This window comes from Campylobacteraceae bacterium, from assembly GCA_013215945.1.
Classification (GTDB): Bacteria; Campylobacterota; Campylobacteria; order Campylobacterales; family Arcobacteraceae; genus NORP36.
In genome coordinates this window covers 163,841-183,173 of record JABSOM010000004.1, presented here as the reverse complement: position 1 = coordinate 183,173, position 19,333 = coordinate 163,841, and the positions used below count along the sequence as shown (strand labels likewise).

The 19,333-nt window shown below is 29.6% G+C and carries 19 protein-coding genes; 3 read left to right on the top strand and 16 right to left on the bottom strand.

What is annotated here, in order from left to right; genetic code table 11:
* Positions 1–93 precede the first annotated feature (93 nt).
* From HRT41_05870 to pheS, 8 genes are all read right to left on the bottom strand, one after another.
* On the bottom strand, positions 94–1,302 hold the full coding sequence (locus HRT41_05870; protein ID NQY23539.1) for a pyridoxal phosphate-dependent aminotransferase: 1,209 nt from the start codon (positions 1,300–1,302) through the stop codon (positions 94–96).
* Positions 1,303–1,612: 310 nt separating this feature from the next.
* Positions 1,613–2,176, bottom strand: coding sequence for an elongation factor P (gene efp, locus HRT41_05865; GenBank protein ID NQY23538.1), 564 nt, complete (start codon positions 2,174–2,176; stop codon positions 1,613–1,615).
* 6 nt (positions 2,177–2,182) lie between these two features.
* Entirely contained in the window at positions 2,183–3,766 is a 1,584-nt protein-coding gene (locus HRT41_05860) for a phosphoglycerate dehydrogenase (GenBank protein NQY23537.1), read from the bottom strand.
* A gap of 13 nt (positions 3,767–3,779) precedes the next feature.
* Positions 3,780–5,438, bottom strand: coding sequence for a 30S ribosomal protein S1 (locus HRT41_05855; GenBank protein NQY23536.1), 1,659 nt, complete (start codon positions 5,436–5,438; stop codon positions 3,780–3,782).
* 69 nt (positions 5,439–5,507) lie between these two features.
* Positions 5,508–6,341: a 4-hydroxy-3-methylbut-2-enyl diphosphate reductase gene (locus HRT41_05850; GenBank protein ID NQY23535.1), complete on the bottom strand. Its 834-nt coding sequence runs from the start codon at positions 6,339–6,341 to the stop codon at positions 5,508–5,510.
* Entirely contained in the window at positions 6,341–7,621 is a 1,281-nt protein-coding gene (aroA, locus tag HRT41_05845) for a 3-phosphoshikimate 1-carboxyvinyltransferase (protein ID NQY23534.1), read from the bottom strand. Before aroA ends, HRT41_05850 begins: the two co-directional genes overlap by 1 nt.
* A 3-nt stretch (positions 7,622–7,624) precedes the next feature.
* On the bottom strand, positions 7,625–9,949 hold the full coding sequence (locus tag HRT41_05840) for a phenylalanine--tRNA ligase subunit beta (GenBank protein NQY23533.1): 2,325 nt from the start codon (positions 9,947–9,949) through the stop codon (positions 7,625–7,627).
* Positions 9,946–10,938, bottom strand: a complete 993-nt coding sequence (gene pheS / locus HRT41_05835) for a phenylalanine--tRNA ligase subunit alpha (GenBank protein NQY23532.1) — start codon at positions 10,936–10,938, stop codon at positions 9,946–9,948. Before pheS ends, HRT41_05840 begins: the two co-directional genes overlap by 4 nt.
* 105 nt (positions 10,939–11,043) lie before the next feature.
* On the opposite strand from pheS, the gene HRT41_05830 reads away from it, so the two are divergent.
* Positions 11,044–11,379 (top strand): histidine triad nucleotide-binding protein, encoded by a 336-nt coding sequence (locus tag HRT41_05830; protein ID NQY23531.1) that lies wholly within the window; start codon positions 11,044–11,046, stop codon positions 11,377–11,379.
* A 43-nt stretch (positions 11,380–11,422) separates the two neighbouring features.
* Here the strand turns inward: HRT41_05830 and accA are convergent, their stop codons facing one another.
* From accA to HRT41_05790, 8 genes are all read right to left on the bottom strand, one after another.
* On the bottom strand, positions 11,423–12,358 hold the full coding sequence (gene accA / locus HRT41_05825) for an acetyl-CoA carboxylase carboxyl transferase subunit alpha (protein ID NQY23530.1): 936 nt from the start codon (positions 12,356–12,358) through the stop codon (positions 11,423–11,425).
* A 42-nt stretch (positions 12,359–12,400) separates the two neighbouring features.
* Positions 12,401–13,657: a beta-ketoacyl-ACP synthase II gene (locus HRT41_05820; protein NQY23529.1), complete on the bottom strand. Its 1,257-nt coding sequence runs from the start codon at positions 13,655–13,657 to the stop codon at positions 12,401–12,403.
* Positions 13,658–13,782: 125 nt separating this feature from the next.
* Positions 13,783–14,013 (bottom strand): acyl carrier protein, encoded by a 231-nt coding sequence (gene acpP, locus HRT41_05815; GenBank protein NQY23528.1) that lies wholly within the window; start codon positions 14,011–14,013, stop codon positions 13,783–13,785.
* Positions 14,014–14,083: 70 nt separating this feature from the next.
* Positions 14,084–14,827 (bottom strand): 3-oxoacyl-ACP reductase FabG, encoded by a 744-nt coding sequence (gene fabG, locus HRT41_05810; protein NQY23527.1) that lies wholly within the window; start codon positions 14,825–14,827, stop codon positions 14,084–14,086.
* An 86-nt stretch (positions 14,828–14,913) separates the two neighbouring features.
* Entirely contained in the window at positions 14,914–15,663 is a 750-nt protein-coding gene (locus HRT41_05805) for a 7-carboxy-7-deazaguanine synthase QueE (protein ID NQY23526.1), read from the bottom strand.
* Positions 15,656–16,192, bottom strand: a complete 537-nt coding sequence (locus HRT41_05800) for a 6-carboxytetrahydropterin synthase (GenBank protein NQY23525.1) — start codon at positions 16,190–16,192, stop codon at positions 15,656–15,658. The genes HRT41_05805 and HRT41_05800 overlap by 8 nt, the downstream gene beginning before the upstream one ends.
* Positions 16,192–16,863: a 7-cyano-7-deazaguanine synthase QueC gene (gene queC / locus HRT41_05795; GenBank protein NQY23524.1), complete on the bottom strand. Its 672-nt coding sequence runs from the start codon at positions 16,861–16,863 to the stop codon at positions 16,192–16,194. Before queC ends, HRT41_05800 begins: the two co-directional genes overlap by 1 nt.
* Positions 16,856–18,079, bottom strand: coding sequence for a molybdopterin molybdotransferase MoeA (locus HRT41_05790; GenBank protein NQY23523.1), 1,224 nt, complete (start codon positions 18,077–18,079; stop codon positions 16,856–16,858). Before HRT41_05790 ends, queC begins: the two co-directional genes overlap by 8 nt.
* Before the next feature lie 106 nt (positions 18,080–18,185).
* On the opposite strand from HRT41_05790, the gene HRT41_05785 reads away from it, so the two are divergent.
* The gene (locus HRT41_05785; GenBank protein ID NQY23522.1) at positions 18,186–18,590 is read left to right on the top strand and encodes a hypothetical protein; all 405 of its coding nucleotides are present in this window, start codon (positions 18,186–18,188) and stop codon (positions 18,588–18,590) included.
* Positions 18,590–19,255 carry a 16S rRNA (uracil(1498)-N(3))-methyltransferase gene (locus HRT41_05780; GenBank protein NQY23521.1) on the top strand — a complete coding sequence of 222 codons (666 nt, stop codon included), beginning with the start codon at positions 18,590–18,592 and terminating at the stop codon, positions 19,253–19,255. Before HRT41_05785 ends, HRT41_05780 begins: the two co-directional genes overlap by 1 nt.
* The last annotated feature ends 78 nt before the right edge of the window (positions 19,256–19,333 follow it).

Here is a 19,333-nt window from a genome sequence, read left to right as displayed (position 1 = left end):
CTACTCTCAAAAATTCATCAGAAATTTACTGTAAACCATCGTATAAATTATTATTAGAATCTTTATATCTTTTATTAAAAAATATTTATACAGTCAATTAACATGCTTTAGAGTATTAACAAAATTTTCCAATCTTTCTAAACCTTCTAATATTTGTTTTGTTGACGTAGCCAGTGTAATTCTTAAGTATCCCTCTGTTCCAAAATAAGAGCCAGCTAGTGTAACTACATAAAACTCATTAAGTAAAATATTTGCAAAATCCTCTGAATTACTAATTATTTTACCTTTATAGCTAAGATTGAAAAAATTTTTAATATTCAAAAATATATAAAAAGCTCCATCTGGATTTATATAATCTAGGTTTTTTATTTTTTCTATAGTTAAACATACAAGAATTTTTTTCTTTAAAAGTGTAAGATTAAGATCTTTAATATAAGAAGATTTGTCTTTTAATGCTGCAATACAAGCTATTTGTGATACTTGAGATGCAGAACCTGTTGTTTGACTTTGATACGCAGTCATTTTATTAATAATTTTTTTGGGACCCAAGGCCCAACCAATTCTATATCCCGTCATCGCATACGTTTTAGATGCACCATTAATACATACAATTCTATTTTTTAAATCAGGTGCAAGTGAAACAAGATTGTGTGCAAGAGATAAATCTTTATCAAAAATAATTTCATTGTATATTTCATCCGATACAATTATTATTTGTTCATGTTTTCTTAACTCTTGGGCCAATAATAAAAGTTCATCTTTTGAATACATAATTCCACTTGGATTAGAAGGAGAGTTTAATAATAAGATTTTTGTTTTTTTATTTATTGCATTCTTTAAATCATCAGGGCTTATTTTAAAAGAATCATTTTTAATTATTTTACATTTTGCACCTGTTAATTCAATCATATCAGGATAACTCAACCAATAAGGTGCCAATAAAATTACTTCATCTTTTTCATTTAAAAGAGTTTGAAAAACAGAAGTAAGTATGTATTTTGCTCCACTTCCAGCTGTTATTTCATCCATATTATAATAAATACCATATAATTCTTCAAATCTATTGGAAATTTCTCTTCTTAACTCAAGCATTCCATTTGCTGATGTATATTTTATTTTATTAGCATTTATAGCTGTAATTGCTGCATTTTTAGCACATTCTAAACAAGACCAATCAGGTTCACCGATTGCTAGAGAAATAACAGGTTTATTCCTTTTTTTTAATTCAAGTGTTTTTGCTACTAAAGAGAGAGTGAGAGATTCAGATATATTTTTAATGCGAGTAGAGAGATAATCATTCATGTATTTCCTTTGTGTAAATACTGAAAGAAAGAGCTTATCCTATTTAGCTTATTGGAGTAGCTTAACTTATTAATTATTCATATATAAAGTATAACAATATTTTATTAATAATAAATTATTTGAATAATGTAAATTAGTGTTTAAGAATTAAAGCATTTGAAGAATTTTAATACAGTTAAATTTAAAAAAAGATAAAAAATATTGGGTAAATAAGATATTTTGTTTTTATTGAAAAGCCTACATTTGTAGGTGAAAGAAAGAAAAGCAGCTATATCGCAGTATTTACACGATATAGTTTTGCCTTTTTATTTTATTTTACTTTTTCTACATAGTCACCTGTTTTGGTGTCTACTTTAATTTTATCACCTTCAATTAAATGAAAAGGAATTTGTACAACAGCTCCTGATTCTAAGGTTGCAGGTTTTTTACCACCTTGAGAATCCCCTTTAAAGTTAGGAGGAGTTTCAGTAATAATTAGTTCAACTGTAGCAGGTGGTTCAACTGTAATAGCTACACCATTAAAGAATAACATATCTACATTCATTCCATCTATAATCCATTTTTCAGTATCACCAACTTGGGAATACGTTAAACCAATTTGGTCATAAGTTTTAGTGTCCATGAATTGCAACATTTCACCATCATCATACAAAAATTGCATAACTTTTTGTTCTAAATCAGGTTTTTCACACTTATCACCAGCATGGAAAGTTTTTTCAATTACTTTTCCATTTAAAAATGATTTGATTTTACATCTTACAAAAGCAGCACCTTTTCCAGGTTTTACATGTTGATAATCTGTAATTTTATAAGGTGTTCCATCGAATTCGATTTTCATACCTTTTTTTAATTCACTCATTCCTATTGCCATTATTTCTCCTTAGATTTCTACATAAGAAACGCTAATAGCAGCTTCTATGTTTTCTAATTTTTTTAATACGGTATGATCTATTTTTGAATCGACTAAGATTACAGCTAAAGCACACTCTTTTCCACGTGCCAGTCTAAAGTCTGCAATATTAACACCATTATCACCTAATAATCTTCCAACTTCCCCAATAACACCAGGTACATCAGAATTTCTAATTAGAATCATATTTCCCTTAGGTTCGATATCAAAAGTAAAACCATTAAATTCAACAATTCTAAGAACATCATTATCAAAAACAGTACCAGAAATAGTATTAATACCATTTTCGGTAGTAATAGTAATTTTAACTCTATTAGAATAACCAGTAGAGCTTAGAACTTCTGTTTCTTCAAATGTTATGTTTTTTTCTTTTGCAATAAAAGAAGCATTTACATAATTAACATCATTCTCAGCACTAACACTTAATGCTCCTACTGTTGCAAAAGTAGTTAAAGAATCTAAATACTCTTTAATATCACCTTGAGCAGAAATAGTAATTGAACGTATTGCCGCTTTATCACTTTGTGCTAATAAAAAAGCCATTTTTTGAGTTAATTCAATATATGGTTTAACAAAATTAGGAATTTTACTCTCATCAATTGGTAAATTTAAAGCATTTGGATAAGCAATTCCACGTGCTGCTTCAATAGCATTTTGTGCCGCTTGAATTGAAATTTGTTTTTGTGATTCTTTTGTATTTGCACCTAAATGTGCAGTTACTATAATATTGTCTAAATCTAATAATTTGTTTGAAGTAGCAGGTTCTTTAATAAATACATCTATTCCTGCCATAGAAATTTTTCCAGATTTAAGGTTGTTATACAATGCATCTTCATTATATAAACCACCTCTAGCACAGTTAATTAAAACCACACCATCTTTCATTCTTGCTATTTCTTCTTCGCCTATTATATTTAGAGTTTCTTTATTTTTTGGTGTATGTATAGTAATAATATCACAGTCAAGAATTTCTTCAAAAGAGGATGCATACTTAATCCCTAAATCTGTTGCTTTTGTCGAAGGAACATATGGATCAAACGTTATTACGTCCATTTCAAAAGATTTAGCTCTAAGTGCAACTCTGTGACCTATGTTACCAAAACCAATAACACCTAATTTTTTACCAAATAATTCTCTACCATACCAGTCTTCTCTTTTCCAGATTCTTTGATCTTTTAATTGAGAGTGTGCATAAGGCATTTTTCTCATACAAGAAAGTAAATGAGTCATAGTAAGTTCAACTGCTGCAATTGTATTAGCTGTAGGAACGTTCATAGCGATGATTCCTCTTTTACTACAACCATCCATATCTACATTATCATAACCAACACCAGCTCTAATAAGAGCTTTTAAATTTGTTGCAGATGAAAGAAATCTTTCATCTACATCTGTTGAGGATCTCGTAATTACGACATCAGCATCTTTAACTACATCTAATAAAGCAGTTTTATCAATATCGGCCGCGTAAACGTAATTTATGTCTTGCGTATTTTGTAAAATATTTAATCCATCTTCATGGATATGGTCACAAACTACAATTGTATGCTTAGTCATATTATGTAAATCCTTATTTCATTTGGTCTTTTAATAAATCACCTAAAGTCATAGATGAAGTATCATTTACTTCTTTTAATAATTCTCTTTGTTGTTGTTGCTCTAATCTTTTAATAGATAATCTAACTCTATTTCTTTTAGTATCAATATTCACAATTACTGCTTCAATTTCTTTACCAATTTCTAATGCTTCTGGTTCTTCAGCTAAAGGTCCAAAGTCTTCAGTTCGTACAAGACCATCTAAGTTATCTTCAATTTTAATGAATAAACCAAAGTCTTTTAAGTCTTTAATTTGCCCTTTAATAATGTCTCCAACTTTATTAGCTGCTTGGAATGCTTGTGCAGGTGATTCAGAAATTTCTTTAACAGATAAAGAAATATTTTCTTTGTCAGAATCAATTTTAATGATTTTAACTTCAACATCATCGCCTTTTTTGTAAATTAATTTACATTTAGCATTTGATTCCCAAGAAGCTTCTTCATTGTGTAATAAACCATCAACTTCACCAATAGTAACAAAAGCACCAAATTCAGTTAATGTTGCAATTTTACCAGTAACAATGTCACCTGTTTTATTTTCTTTTTTGAATTTAGCAAAAGGTTTTTCTTGTAATGTTTTTAATGATACTCTTAATCTTTTTTTATCAATTTCAAGTTCAATTACTTCAACATTAATTTCTTCACCTAAAGTAAGAATGTCTTTTGGGTTTTTTAAGTTTTTATTCCATGAAATTTCAGAAATATGTAATAAACCTTCAATATCATTTCCTAAATCAACAAATGCACCATAAGATTCAAAGTTAGAAACAGTAACAGTAATAGTATCACCTACTTCTAATTCGTCTCTAATTTCTTCCCAAGGGTTTGGAAGTGCTGCTTTGATTGATAATGATAAATGTTGTTTTGTTTTTTCATATGAAAGAATAGCAACAGTAACTTCATCACCTTCATCATAATAATTTGCAGGATTAACAGGACCTTTATAAGAAATCTCGTTATAGTTAACCAATCCATCAATACCGTCTAAATCAATAAACATACCGTAAGATGTAATTTTTTTGATGATTCCATTAACTGGTTCACCTTTTTCAATTATGATTGCAACTTTAGAATCTTTTTCAGCTTTAGAATCTTCAATTAATTTTTTTCTAGAAACAATAATTGAATTTTGTGCTGCATTTACTTTTAAAACTTTCGCTTTAATTTTTTTACCAACAGCACCAATTGCTTTTAAGTAAGACTGAGCCATAGGCATGAAATATTCACAACCATTCTCATCTTCAAGTACAAATCCACCTCTGTTTTTTACAGAAATAATTTTACCCTCAATTACAATACCTTCAACATCTTCACCGTGTTCAGCGATAAATGCATCAAATTTTTCTTTTTGAAGTACTTTTCTGTAAGAAATAGAAGGTCTTTCACCTCTTACACCTAAAAGCATAACAGGGATATCATCACCCTTATTAAACTTTAATTCACCATTAACTGTGATTTCAGAAACATAAAGTTGACCTTCGATCTTTTGACCAACGTCTACTAAAACTCTGTCACCTTCGATTTCTACAACCACACCTGTTACTACAGAGTTATTCTCTGTATTTTCAAAAGACTCGTTAAGCATTTGCTCAAAATCGAACTCTTCGCCTAAATCAATGTCATCAATACCCATATTATTCCTTCGTATTTACCGTATTTATTAAATGCGAAGATTATATCTAAGTTTCCCTTAATACTTGCCCTATATTTTTTCTATATATTTCTGTACAGCTTGTATTACCCAATCAGGTGTTGAAGCACCTGCAGTAAGTCCACAGTTACTTTTATTATTGAACCATTGGGGTTTTAAATCTTTCTCGTTTTCGATTAAATACGAGTCTTTGCAGTTCTCAATACAAATGGAATGAAGTTGTTTGGTATTGGACGAGTTTTTTCCACCAATTACTATCATAATGTCAACTTTTTGAGACAGTTCTTTTGCTGCATCTTGATTTTCAAGCGTTGCATCACAAATAGTATTAAATACTCTTACTTCTTTGTTTTTTAAAATAAGCGCGTTTACAATTTCAAGATATTTTTCTTTCTTTTTTGTTGTTTGCGCAATGGTTGCAACTTTATCGTGTTTAAATTTAATGCTATCTATCTCTTTTGGATTGATTACAATATGAACATCCTCTTGGTCTTCACCATAAGACTGTACACCCTTAACTTCTGGATGATTACTGTCTCCAAAAATTAAAATGGAATACCCTTCTTTAGACATCTTTTTAACAATTTGTTGAGGCGTTGTTACAAAAGGGCAGGTTGCATTAATTACTTTTGTATCTTTAGCTCTTAAAAACTTCAAATCATTTTTAGGAATTCCATGGGTTCTAATAATTATGGTTTGATTGTCTTTTACATCTTCTAGTTTTTCATATAAACCTACATTATAATCATTTTGTAAACGATCGATTTCATTTTGATTATGTATTAAAGGTCCCATTGTTGCAGCATTTTTATGTTTCTCTGCGATTTCAATGGCTCTTTTTACACCAAAACAAAAACCATAAGAAGCCGCTAGTTCTACTTTCATTATGTTTTCCTTAAATCATCTAAGATATCAAAAAAATTAGGAAAGGAGGTTTGAATACATTCTATGTCTTTAATTTCCATACCACACTTAAGTCCTGCAATTGCAAAACTCATGGCAATTCTATGATCTCCATGTGAATCGATACTTGCTTTTTGTAAGTTTCCACCTATTATTTCGTAACCATCATCAAACTCATTGAAGTTTATATTGCACAGTTTAAGGTTATTTACAACAGAAGCTATTCTGTCACTTTCTTTTACTCTTAACTCTTTTGCATTAGAAACTTTAGATATTCCTTTAGCACAAGCCATAGCAATAGCAAGAGCAGGTAATTCATCTATTAACCAAGGAATATTGTCTTTAATATGAACAGGCTTTAATTCACTCTGTTCTACTACAATATCTCCCATAGGTTCATATTTATTTTCTTTCAATATAAACTCTATTTTTGCACCCATTTTCTCAAGAATTTTATAGGCTTCTATTCGTGTAGGATTTAAGGTTACATTCTTTAATACAACTTTTGCATTAGGAGTAATTGCAGCTGCCACTGCAAAAAAGAAGGCAGAGGAGGGATCCGTTGGAACAGTAATTTCTAGAGGTTTAAGTTTTCCTTTTAAGGGGCTTATATTAATAAAACCTTCTTCATCTGTAAAAATATCAGCTCCCATCCCTTTAAGCATTCTCTCTGTATGGTCTCTTGTTAATTCGTTTTCTTTATATTTACAAATGCCATCTGCTTTTAAAGCAGCTAAAATCATTGCAGATTTTATTTGAGCTGAATCAATGGGAGAAGTATAGGTAAACGCTTTTAATGTTCCACCTCTTATAAATAAAGGCGCTTTGTTTCCATTCTCACGTCCATCAATATTTGCTCCAATACTACGTAAAGGTTTAACCACACGGTTCATTGGCCTGTTGTTTAAATATTTATCTCCACTTAAAACAAAAGCACCATTCATTGAAGACAATAAACCCGTAAATAAACGCATTCCTGTACCAGCATTACCACAGTCCAAAATTTCTTCTGGTTCAATGAAATTCTCATTAGGAGTAATTTCAATGTAAGAACCGTCTCTTTTTACACTTGCACCTAATTGCTCAATAATACTTAAGGAATTAAGTGTATCTTCTGCTGTTAAAAAATTTTTAATTTTACTTGTTTTATTCGAAAAAATTGAAAACATTGCACATCTGTGTGAAATAGATTTATCACTTGCTATTGTGTCAATTGTTTTGTTAAAACTTTGTTTTACTGCTTCAATATTTATACTTTCCATTTCTTACCTTAGTGTAATACTTAATTCTTCATTTAATGTTTTAACCAGTGCATCCATTGTGGATGTAATATCTTCTTCTTCCATTGTTTTATTAAAGTTTTGTAAAACAAAACGAATAGTAAGAGAATCAAATTCTCCTAATTTATCATCAGAATAAATATCAATTAAATTAAATTGTTGAATATTTTCATTTTTTAAATTAATAATACATTTTTTAATTTTTGCATATTCTAAATCTCTAGGAACTATAAGAGATAAATCTTTTTTAGAGGCTTGAAATTTAGAATATGTTTGAGATTTTACTAAATTATTTTTAATAGCAGTAAAATCAAGTTCTGCAATAAAGGTATCATTTAATGAATAATCACGTGCTACACTTGGATGAAGTTTAGAGATATAACCTACTTTTTTATTGTTTATTACAATATCACCATTTTGAAAAGGGTGAATAAAATCATTTAATTTTTCATTATCTTCATTTTTTACTATTTCAAAAGTACCAATACAATTTAATACTTTTTTAGCAAACTCAAAAAAGTTAATGTTTTGAGGTTTTCCTGCATTTGATAATTGTTCTTGTTCTTTTTCACCTGAAAAAACAAAAGCGATTTTAGAACTTTCTTCACGTTTTTCATTAAATACAGTACCAATCTCAAAAAATGCAATGGATTTAAATCCATGTTTTACATTTAATCCAAGAGATTCAATTAAATTAGGAAGCAAAGAAGTTCTATAGGTATTTAACTCTTTTACAATAGGGTTTAAAATATCCAAGCTTTCCTCTACTACAGGAAAATGATATTTCTCTAAAATATCTTTATTGGTAAATACATAAGTCAAGGTCTCATAAAAACCATTTGAAACCGATCTTTGTCTTATAATATTCTTCTTTTCGTACGCTTGTGATGTTTTATTTGTTCTGTTTACTTCTTCTATGCTTAAAGGTTTTGCTTTAATATTATCAATTCCAATAATTCTTACAATTTCTTCTGTTACATCAGCAATATTTTTAATATCATGTCTGTATAAGGGTACTTTTACTCCAAGAACATTATCAATACCTTCTCTTACTTCAAAACCTAAAGAAGATAAAATAGATTCTATTTTTGCTTTTTTTGTAACTTGTCCAATTATTGAGTTTACTTTTTTAACACTAACATCTAAAGCAAGTTTTTGTTTGTCATCAACAAATATTTCACTTCCTTTATGAATTAAAGCACCAAAAGAAGATACAAGTGTTGTAAAATAATCAATACCATAAGAAATATCAGGTTCGCTTCCTCTTGAACTTTTATAATAAACATCACCCGTTTTAATTTTCTTTTCAAATACGTTTTTAGCCAATAATTCTGGGTTTATGTAGGAAGCTTCTAAGATATATTCTGTGTCTTCTTGCGATACTTTTTCATGTGAAATACAAATAGTACTTAATTTTTCTTTTCCATAAACACAATCAAAATTGTTTTCATCTTTTTTAATATGTAAAACAGATAAATCATTGCATTTATCTGTTTGATTTTTAGCATAAGCATTTAATAAAACACCATTGGTATGAATGGCATAATTAATAGCATCTTGTATGTCATTATTTTCATATTTATTTAATAATGCAAGACGAAGTTTGTGCATAATTGGTAATTTAAAATCAGAAAAATCAATGGCTTTAAAAATAAGCGATGCGTCCATTTTTGAATCACATTCTATTTCCAGGCTTTGTCCAATTCCTGAATCATTGTAGTTTAATTTTTTCTCAAATTCATAGGTTTTTAAATTGTAGTAAGCTGCAAGTTCCCTTGCTACTCCGTGGATACTTAAACAATCTCCTCTATTGGCAGTTAATTCTATTTCAATAATGTCATCATTTAATAGTTTGTATTCATTTAATTCTTTTCCTAAAATAAGCTTGCCAATAGAATCATCTAATTCTAAGATACCATTATTAAGTTTTGTCAAACCAATTTCACTTGACGAACAAATCATTCCATTTGATTCAACTCCTCTAAGTTTGGCTTTTTTAATTTTAAAATCATCCCCTAAATTACAACCAACCATAGCTACTGGTACATATTGACCTTGGGCAACATTTTTTGCTCCACAAACAATTTGTACGCTTTGATCTCCTACATCAACTTGACAAATATTTAATTTATCTGCATCAGGATGTTTTATCTTTTGGGTAACTTTTCCAATTACAACACCTTCTGGAATTCTGTTTTTACTTGTAGAATCAACTTCTAAACCAATAGAATTTAATGTTGCACAAATATCTTCAGTAGAAACTTGAGAGATATCAACAAATTCTTGTAACCATGTTCTTGAAATAATCATTTATATTGTCCTAATAGTCTTAAGTCACCTTCAAACAGTGATCGTAAATCTCCAATGTTATGGATAAGCATTGCCATTCGTTCGATTCCCAAACCAAATGCATAACCAGATACGTTTTCATAACCTACTGATTTAAATACATTTTCATCCACTATTCCACATCCTAGAATTTCAATCCATCCTGTTTGTGAACAAACTCTACATCCTTTTGCTTCACAGAAAACACAAGAAATATCAACTTCAGCAGATGGTTCTGTAAAAGGAAAAAAAGAGGGTCTAAATCTAACTTCTACATCTCCAAACATATTGTGTAAAAATTCTTCCATAACATGTTTTAAATTTGCAAAAGAAATTTTATCGCTTGAATCTACAACCAAACCTTCAATTTGATGAAACATAGGAGTGTGAGTAATGTCAAAGTCTCTTCTAAACACAGTTCCAGGTGCTATCATTCGTATGGGTGGTTTTTGTTTTAACATGGTTCTAATTTGAACAGGAGAAGTATGTGTTCTTAAAAGTGAATAATCTTTATTGTAAAAAGTATCTTGCATATCTCTTGCAGGATGGTACTTAGGAAGATTTAAACTTTCAAAGTTATGAAAATCATCTTCTACTAAAGGACCTTCTTCTACAGAAAAGTTAAGATTTTGAAAATAAGAAATCACTCTGTCCATTGTAAAGTTTACAGGATGTAACGCTGCACAAGATAAATCATTGTTAAATTTTGAAACATCAATCTTTTCACTTTGCAATTGTTTATTTAAAGCATCTTTTTCAAGTATTATTTTTTGATCATCAATTGCTTGGTTAATTGATACTTTTTTAGTATTAAGATCTTGAGCAAAAGCTTTTTTTTCTTGATTTGGAATGTCTTTAAGTTTTGCAAATTCTTTTGTTAATACACCTTTTTTCCCAAGTATATCAACTCTTAACGTTTCTAACCCATCTAAAGATGATGAAGTTTTAATTTTTTCTAACCACTCTTTCAATCTGTCTCCATTTTACATGTCATTTATTTTTATAGTTTGAGGATTATACTTAAGAATTTATTAGAGTTTGGTTATAATTGATTTTTAATAATAACAAGGACGATTATGTGTATATTTTGTAAGATAGTAAAAGGCGAAATTCCAAATAAAACGTTATTAGAAAATGAAGATTTTTTAGCGTTTGAAGACATTAATGCTGCTTCAAAAATTCATGCTTTAATAATTCCAAAAGAGCATATTTCTTCTTTTGATGTTATGCCTCCAAAAGTAATGGCTGATATGACAGAATTTATTCAAAAACTGGCATCAAACTTGGAGATTAAAGACTCTGGTTATAGAATAATCACTAATATTGGTGATCATGGTGGACAAGAAGTACATCATTTACATTTTCATTTATTAGCAGGTGAGTATGTTGGAAAATTAGTAGGAAATAAATAAATTAGTCTTAAAAGTAAGGAAGATTTCCTTACTTTATAAAATATTACTCTTCAAAAGAACCTAAATTCACAAGTTTTTCATATCTTTTTTTATACCGTTGTTCAGGTGTTAATTTTCTAATCTCATTTAAAGTATTAAGAAAATAATCACCTAAAGCTTTTATTGCTTCATCTTTTTTTCTGTGCGCTCCAATTAATGGCTCTTCTATAATATCATCAATTAAATTCAACTCTTTTAAAGAAGAGGCTGTAATTTTTAAAGCATTTGCAGCAGTTTCTGCTTGTGCTGGATCATTCCATAAAATAGCTGCACAGCCTTCTGGTGAAATAACGGCATAAATTGAGTATTGCATCATTGCTAGTTTATCTGCAATAGAAATTGCTAATGCTCCTCCCGAACCACCTTCTCCAATAACTACAGAAATAGTAATAGTATTTAAATCAGAAAACTCATATAAGTTTCTAGCAATTGCTTCACTTTGATTTCGCTCTTCTGCTCCCAGGCCTGGAAAAGCACCTGGAGTATCTACTAACATTAAAATAGGGATACCAAATTTTTCTGCCATTTTAGCAGCTCTTAATGCTTTTCTATAACCTTCAGGAGAGGGCATTCCAAAATTTCTTCTTAATTTGTCTTTAGTCCCTCTACCTTTTTGCTCTCCAATAACCATTACTTTTTCTTCGCCAATATAACCTAAAAAACATACTAAAGCACTGTCATCATCAAAATGTCGGTCTCCATGAATTTCATAAGAATCTGTCATTAAACCTTTAATATAATCCATTGTATAAGGTCTATCTGCATGTCGTGCAAGTTGTAGTTTTTGGTAATCGCTTAAGTTAGAAAAGGTTTTTTTTACTTCTTTTTCAAGTTTGTTTTTTAAGATATCTACTGCGGGATCATCTGCTTTTGTTCTCGCAAGAATAATATCTTCTTCTATACTTTTTATTTTTTCTTCAAATGCTAAATAAGTCGCCAAGCGTTTCCTTTTCATTAAGGGCAAAGCCCTTAAACGTTCTAGTTATTTACTGTATTTTCTTAAGATGATAGAACCATTTGTTCCACCAAAACCAAAGTTATTACTCATTACTATATTTAAATCAGCTTTTATTGATTTATTTGCTACATAATCTAAAGGACAATTCTCATCTTGATTTTCTATGTTAATAGTAGGTGGAATTACACCTTCGTTCATTGCTTTTATAGCAAAAATAGCCTCAATAGCTCCAGCTGCTCCTAAACAATGACCAATTTGTCCTTTTGTTGAAGAAACAGGAGGACAATTATCAGCCCCTCCAAAGATTGCAACTAAAGCAGCAGATTCATTTACATCTCCAACAGGAGTGGACGTTCCATGAGCATTAACATAATCAATCTTTGGTTTTTCACCTGTAAGATGTTCTGCCATATCAAATGCAGCTTGCATTGCTCTTAGTGGGCCGTCCATTACAGGAGAAGTAATATGATTTGCATCAGCACTTTCTCCAAAACCAATTACTTCAGCATAGATTTTAGCACCTCTTGCTTCCGCAGATTCAAGTGTTTCTAGTACCAGTGCTCCTGCACCTTCTCCCATAACAAAACCATCTCTGTCTTTATCAAAAGGTCTTGAAGCAGTTTTTGGATCATCATTTCTAGTAGATAAAGCTTTCATTGCAGCAAAACCAGCAATTCCTACTCCACATATTGCACTTTCAGCTCCAACAACTAAAATACGATCAGCACCATTTAACATAATTGTTTTACAAGCATCTGCAATTGCATGAGTAGAAGCAGCACAAGCAGTAACATGAGATAAAGAAGGGCCTTTTAAATTATGAGAAATTGAAATAAATCCACCTAACATATTAACCAATGATGAAGGAATGAAAAAAGGAGAAACCCGTCTAGGTCCTTTTGTATTTAAAGCAATAGAATTTTTTTCAATAGTACCTAAACCACCAATTCCAGAAGCAGAAATCATTCCAAATCTGTTTGCATCCTCATCTGATACTTTACCATTCTCATCTACTAATCCACAGTCATTCATTGCTTCTTGTGCGGCTTTTAATCCCAATTGAATAAAACGATCGGCTTTTTTAACGTCTTTTTTATCCATAATTGTTGTTGGATCAAAGTCTTTTACTTCTCCCGCAATTTTAACAGAAAATGCTTCCGCATCAAAAAGTGTAATAGTATCTATTCCACTTACTCCATTAACAACTGCATTAAATGAATCCTCTACATTATGTCCTATACAGTTTATAGTACCTAATCCAGTTACAACAACTCTTTTCATATATTTAACTCCGTATTATAATTTATGTTTATTTAAAGTATTTAATCTTCCATTAAAGACTCAATACTTTAAATAAAAAACCACAAAGTGATTTTTTATTTAGAATGTATTAATATTATTATGGTCTATTGGTGGTTTTCGATGTAAGAAATCGCATCTTGAACAGTTAAAATACCTTCTGCATCTTCATCTGGAATTTCAATATCAAACTTTTCTTCTAAAGCCATAACTAATTCAACTACATCTAGTGAATCTGCACCTAAATCTTCGATGAACTTTGAATCTTCTTTAACTTCTGCTGCTTCACAATCTAATTGCTCAACTACTACTTCTTTTACATCATCTAATAATGCCATTTTTTGTTCCTTTTAAAAAATTATCTTAGTATTATATCAAAAAAGATTTTAAATCTTCTTTGCTTTTGAATTATACGTATAATCCACCATTAACTTTTAATATCTCTCCCGTTATATATGAAGAATGATCACTTAATAAAAACGCAACTGCATCAGCAACTTCGCTAGCAGCGCCCATTCTTCCAAGAGGAATATTTTTTTCATAATTATCTTTTACTTCATCACTTAATTCTTTAGTCATGTCAGAAATTATAAAACCAGGAGTTACAGCGTTGTATCTTAAGTTTCGCACCGAAGCTTCTTTAGCAAATGATTTTGTCATTGCATTAACTCCACCTTTTGAAGCGGCATAATTGGTTTGACCTGCATTTCCCATTTCTCCAATAATTGATGAAATATTTACAATAGAACCAAATCTTTTTTTACCCATAAATTTTAAAGCCGCTTTACACCCAATAAAAGTAGACGTTAAATTAGCACTTAATACATCATTAAAATCATTAACAGACATTCTTAATGCCAATTTATCTTTAGTAATTCCAGCATTATTAACTAAATACGAAATTTGACCATCTGCATCTACAATTGTTTTAATAGCAGCTACAAATTCTTCTTCTATTGAAACATCTGCTTTAATAATAGCAGCACTTCCACCAGCACTTTCAATTTCTTCTTTGATTATGTTCGCAGCATCTGCACTAGAACGGTAATTAATCCAAACTTTTAATCCAAAACTACCAAGAGTTTTGGCAATTTGTGCTCCAATACCTTTGCTTGCACCTGTTACTAATACATTTGTTCCTGTAAATTTCATTTGTATCCTTTTAAAAATTTATTTTATCATTTTTTAGCAAAATTTGACTTTATTCATCTTTTCCTACTTTTTACTAATTAAGTGATTTACACTCCACGTTTGTCACCCCAAATTCTAATATGGGTTCTGTCGCAATAAATGTAATCATGTTTAATACATAATTCAATAATACGCTTGTCATTTAAACTTAAGTCTTTGACTTTATCTCCCATGGGCATTAAATAAATATCAATTTTTGGCAAAACATTTTTAAGATCTTCAATTTCTTTTTCGAGCTCTTGTATGTTTTTTTCATTAAGTACAAATTTTAAATACGCATCTTTAGTATTTTGTATTATATTTTTAAGTGCAGAAATATTTATTCTTTTTTCATATTTTTCATTTGCATTGGATAATTTAACACTCATTGAAAAGAGAATACTTTTTTGATAGTTACATGTAAAATCAATATTTAATGAAGCATTTGTTTCAATAGTTACTTTATGCCCTTTAAGAATTAAATATTTTAAGATTTCTTGAAATTCTTTTTTATTCCAAAGAAGAAGGGGTTCTCCTCCTGTAATAACAATATCATAGAGTTTTTTATTACAGCGTTGATTAACCTCTTTGATAATATCTTCATAAGAGGTTTTTTTCCATTCGTTTTTAAAACTTTTATCCACGGCATAATAAGTATCGCAACCCCATTTTTTTTCACCCTTAGGCGTGATGTATTCAACAGCAAAACCAGAGCAGGAAAAATTACACTTAGAAAAACGAATGAAAATTGAAACCTTACCTATTCTTTTTCCTTCTCCTTGAATAGTAGGCCCAAAAATTTCATTTAGGTCAAGCATATACCGTGCTTTTACTTTTAGGCGTTTCTAAAAATTCTAAATGTGAAACTTTTACATCTAAGCGTTTCATTTTCTTTTCGATGATTTTTAATAACCATGTTGATATATTTTCACTAGTAGGAACATAATCAACTATGATATAACCTTCATACATTTCTTTGATATGATCTTCTTCATTTTTAATAAAATCCATATCCGGACGTTTATAATTTTCTTCAAAAGAAATAAGATTTTCTTTATTTGTATAATGAGGCAGTAGGGTAGGAAATAAAGGGTCATTAATATCTATTATAAATTTATGATCCAGTGTTTTATCTAAAAAAACTTTAAACCAATTTAAATGTTTAAAATCAGTTACCATACCACCTTTTAATTTATCAGATTCTAAATGAATAATGATTTTACCTTGATGCCCATGAAGGTGTCTGCATACTAAACAGTCATCCAGTGCAAATTCAATATCAAGCTCTTGTGACCAAACACGATGTCCATAACAAAAATCAAATTCTTTTGAAATATTCCATTTCATTATTTAGCCTTATAAGGAATTGGGTCAATAGTATTTGCAAGTGCAAAACCATTTAAGCGTAAACGACAGGAATCACATAAACCACAAGCCTCTTTTTCTTCTTGATAACAAGACCAAGTAAGTTTTAGTGGAACATCTAATTCTAAAGCTTTTCTTACTATATCTTCTTTCATTAAATTAACCAAGGGTGTTTGAATACTAATTTTTGTGCTTTCTTTAGTTCCTTGATTAATAGCTGCTAACATTTTTCCTATAAAAGAGTTTGTACAGTCTGGATATCCCGAACCATCTTCTTGCACAACGCCTATAAATAAAGCTTGTGCTCCTTCTTTTTCTGCTATTGCAGAAGCAATGGATAAAAATATTCCATTTCTAAAAGGAACATAAGTACTTGGAACTCCTTCTTCAATTCCAGAAGTGGGAATTTCTATACTTTTATCTGTTAAAGAAGAAGCACCAATTTGTGCAAAAAAAGGAATATCAATTTCATATTTGTTTTCTATCTCCAAAGATTTACAAACATCTCTAAATGCTTTTAATTCTCGCTCTTGTGTTCTTTGACCATAATTAAAATGAACAGCTACAAGATCATAACCTTCATTTTTTGCCATATAGGAAGCTAGGGTTGAATCCATCCCTCCGCTTAAAATACATATTGCTTTTTTACTCATAGGTTAAATAATCCTTTTCTTTGTTCGTAAAAAACTTCCATGAAATAGGAAGAACTTTTACTTTTGTTTTATTGCTTAATTTTTTTACACTTTTATCTACTACAATTAAAGAATTACAATGACTTAAGGTAGAGACCATACCTGGACGCATTTTTTTACATATAGTAAAAGTTGAGCCATCAAAAAAACCAGGAACAATACTCATTTGCGCTTTATTATTAATATATTCACCTTCTAAAGATGTTTCTATATAATTATGGTAAATGACATTTACGCCTAAAAGTTTGTTAATTATTAGTTTTCCAAAGAGCTCAAAAATTAATGCAGCTGCTAAGGGATTTCCTGGTAAATTCAATACATAAGAATTATCTATTTTCCCAAATACTGTTGGTTTCCCTGGTTTAATAAAAATACCATCAAAAAGTGTTGTAAAAGAAAGCTCATTGAAAGCAGCTTTTGTAAAATCAGCATCTCCTACAGAAACCCCACCTGAAGTAATAATCAAATCTGCATCCAATGCATTTAAAACAGAATCTTTAATAGATTCTATACTGTCTTGTGCTTGGCCTATAAAACTCACCTCACAACCTAATTCTTTACAACGAGAGAGTAAAGTGGGGGTATTTGAATTGTATATTTGGTAAGGTTCAATCTTTTCATAATGTAATTTTAGTTCTTCTCCTGAAGAAAAAACAACAATTTTAGGTTTTTTGATAACTTTTATATGTGAAATTCCTTGTGATGCTAAGAGTGTAATATGTGAGAAATTAAGTATCTCACCTTTTTTAATCAAAACTTCACCGCTTTTAATATCTTCGCCAATAAAACGAATATGTTGATATTCTTTAATTTGTTTATGAAGTTTTATTGATTTATCACTAAAAACTTCAACATCTTCTTTGGGAACAACTGCTGTACAATTAGATGGAACTCTTGCTCCTGTCATAATTTTAATGCAAGTACCTTCTTCCAGCATTTTAGTATTGTTATCACCTGCAAAAATAGTATCAATTAGTGTAAGTATTTTATTTTCATCTTCAAGCAAAATGGCATAACCGTCCATTGCTGAATTGTCAAACTTAGGCAAAGAAGAAGTGGCAACTATATCTTGACCCAGTACTCTTTGATTGGCTTGTTCAAAAGGTAAAAATTCACAAACTTCATTTTTGATACTTGTTAAAATTATTTCATTTGCTATTTTGGGAGTAACTGCCATTTTGTTCCTTCTTGCGTCTTTTAGTCCATAATATTAAGATAAAATATAAATCTTTTATTTGGTATATCTTTGATATAATACCCAAAATTTTTAAAAGTGAGATAATATGGACGTAATGAGTTCTTCCGTACAAATGCATGTTTTTATGCTCTTTGTTTTTTTTGGTATTATGTTGTTTAATTACTATACTGTTTCTACCGTTAAGAACTTTATTAAAATGGCTAAACGACTAAAAGCTATGACATCAATCTATCATATTGCAAATGCAATGATTATTTATACAGGAATGATTTTATCAGCCTTTTATCATGACTTAGCATTTAAAGTATTATTAATGATTCCAACAGGAATCTTTTTAATGGTTATTGAAATTAAACGTTTCAAAAAAATGAGAGTTATTAAAAGTACAGATATAGAACTACAAAAAGCTTTTATTCCTTATGCAAAAAAGATTTATAGAATTGAAATGGCAGTGCTTATTGTAATGTCAACCATTATTTCTTTAATTTAATGCAGTTTTTACATCATAGTGATGCAGGAGCATCTTCTCTTGTTATAAAAGAAGATGCTTACAAATATCTAATTAAAGCCAGACGTCACAAACTACAAGATCAAATATTTTTTAGAAACTTACAAGACACTTCACTTTATACCTATGAAATTTTCAATATTCTTAAAAAAGAAGCAATACTTACTCTTATAAAAAATGAAGAAAAATGCATAGAAGCTCATAAAAAACTTCATATTTTATGGGCAGTGGTTGATCCTAAAACAATAGAAAAACAACTTCCTTATTTAAATGAAATAGGAGTAGATAAAATATCTTTTTATTATGGATCTTTTTCTCAAAAAAACTTTAAATTAAATTTTGAAAAGTTTGAAAAAATACTAATTAATTCATCTGGGCAATGTGGACGTTCTTCTATTATAAAACTTGAATTAATTACTTCTTTAAAAGAATTTTTAGCTTTAAACCCAGATACACATGCGCTTAATTTTTCTAAAAAAAATGTTTCACAAGCAGATTTTTCATCTGTCGCACTTGGGTGTGAAGGTGGTTTCTCAAAAGAAGAACTTTCTTTATTTAAAGAAGAAAATATTGTTGGTTTTTCATCTAAGCTTATATTACGCTCAGAAACTGCTATTACAGCAATGGCTTCTAAAGTATTACTTTAATAAGCCCTTTGAATAATAGTATATTTATTATATTCTTTCTTTATCCTTAGTATATCCTTCACTCTTACAGATAATTTC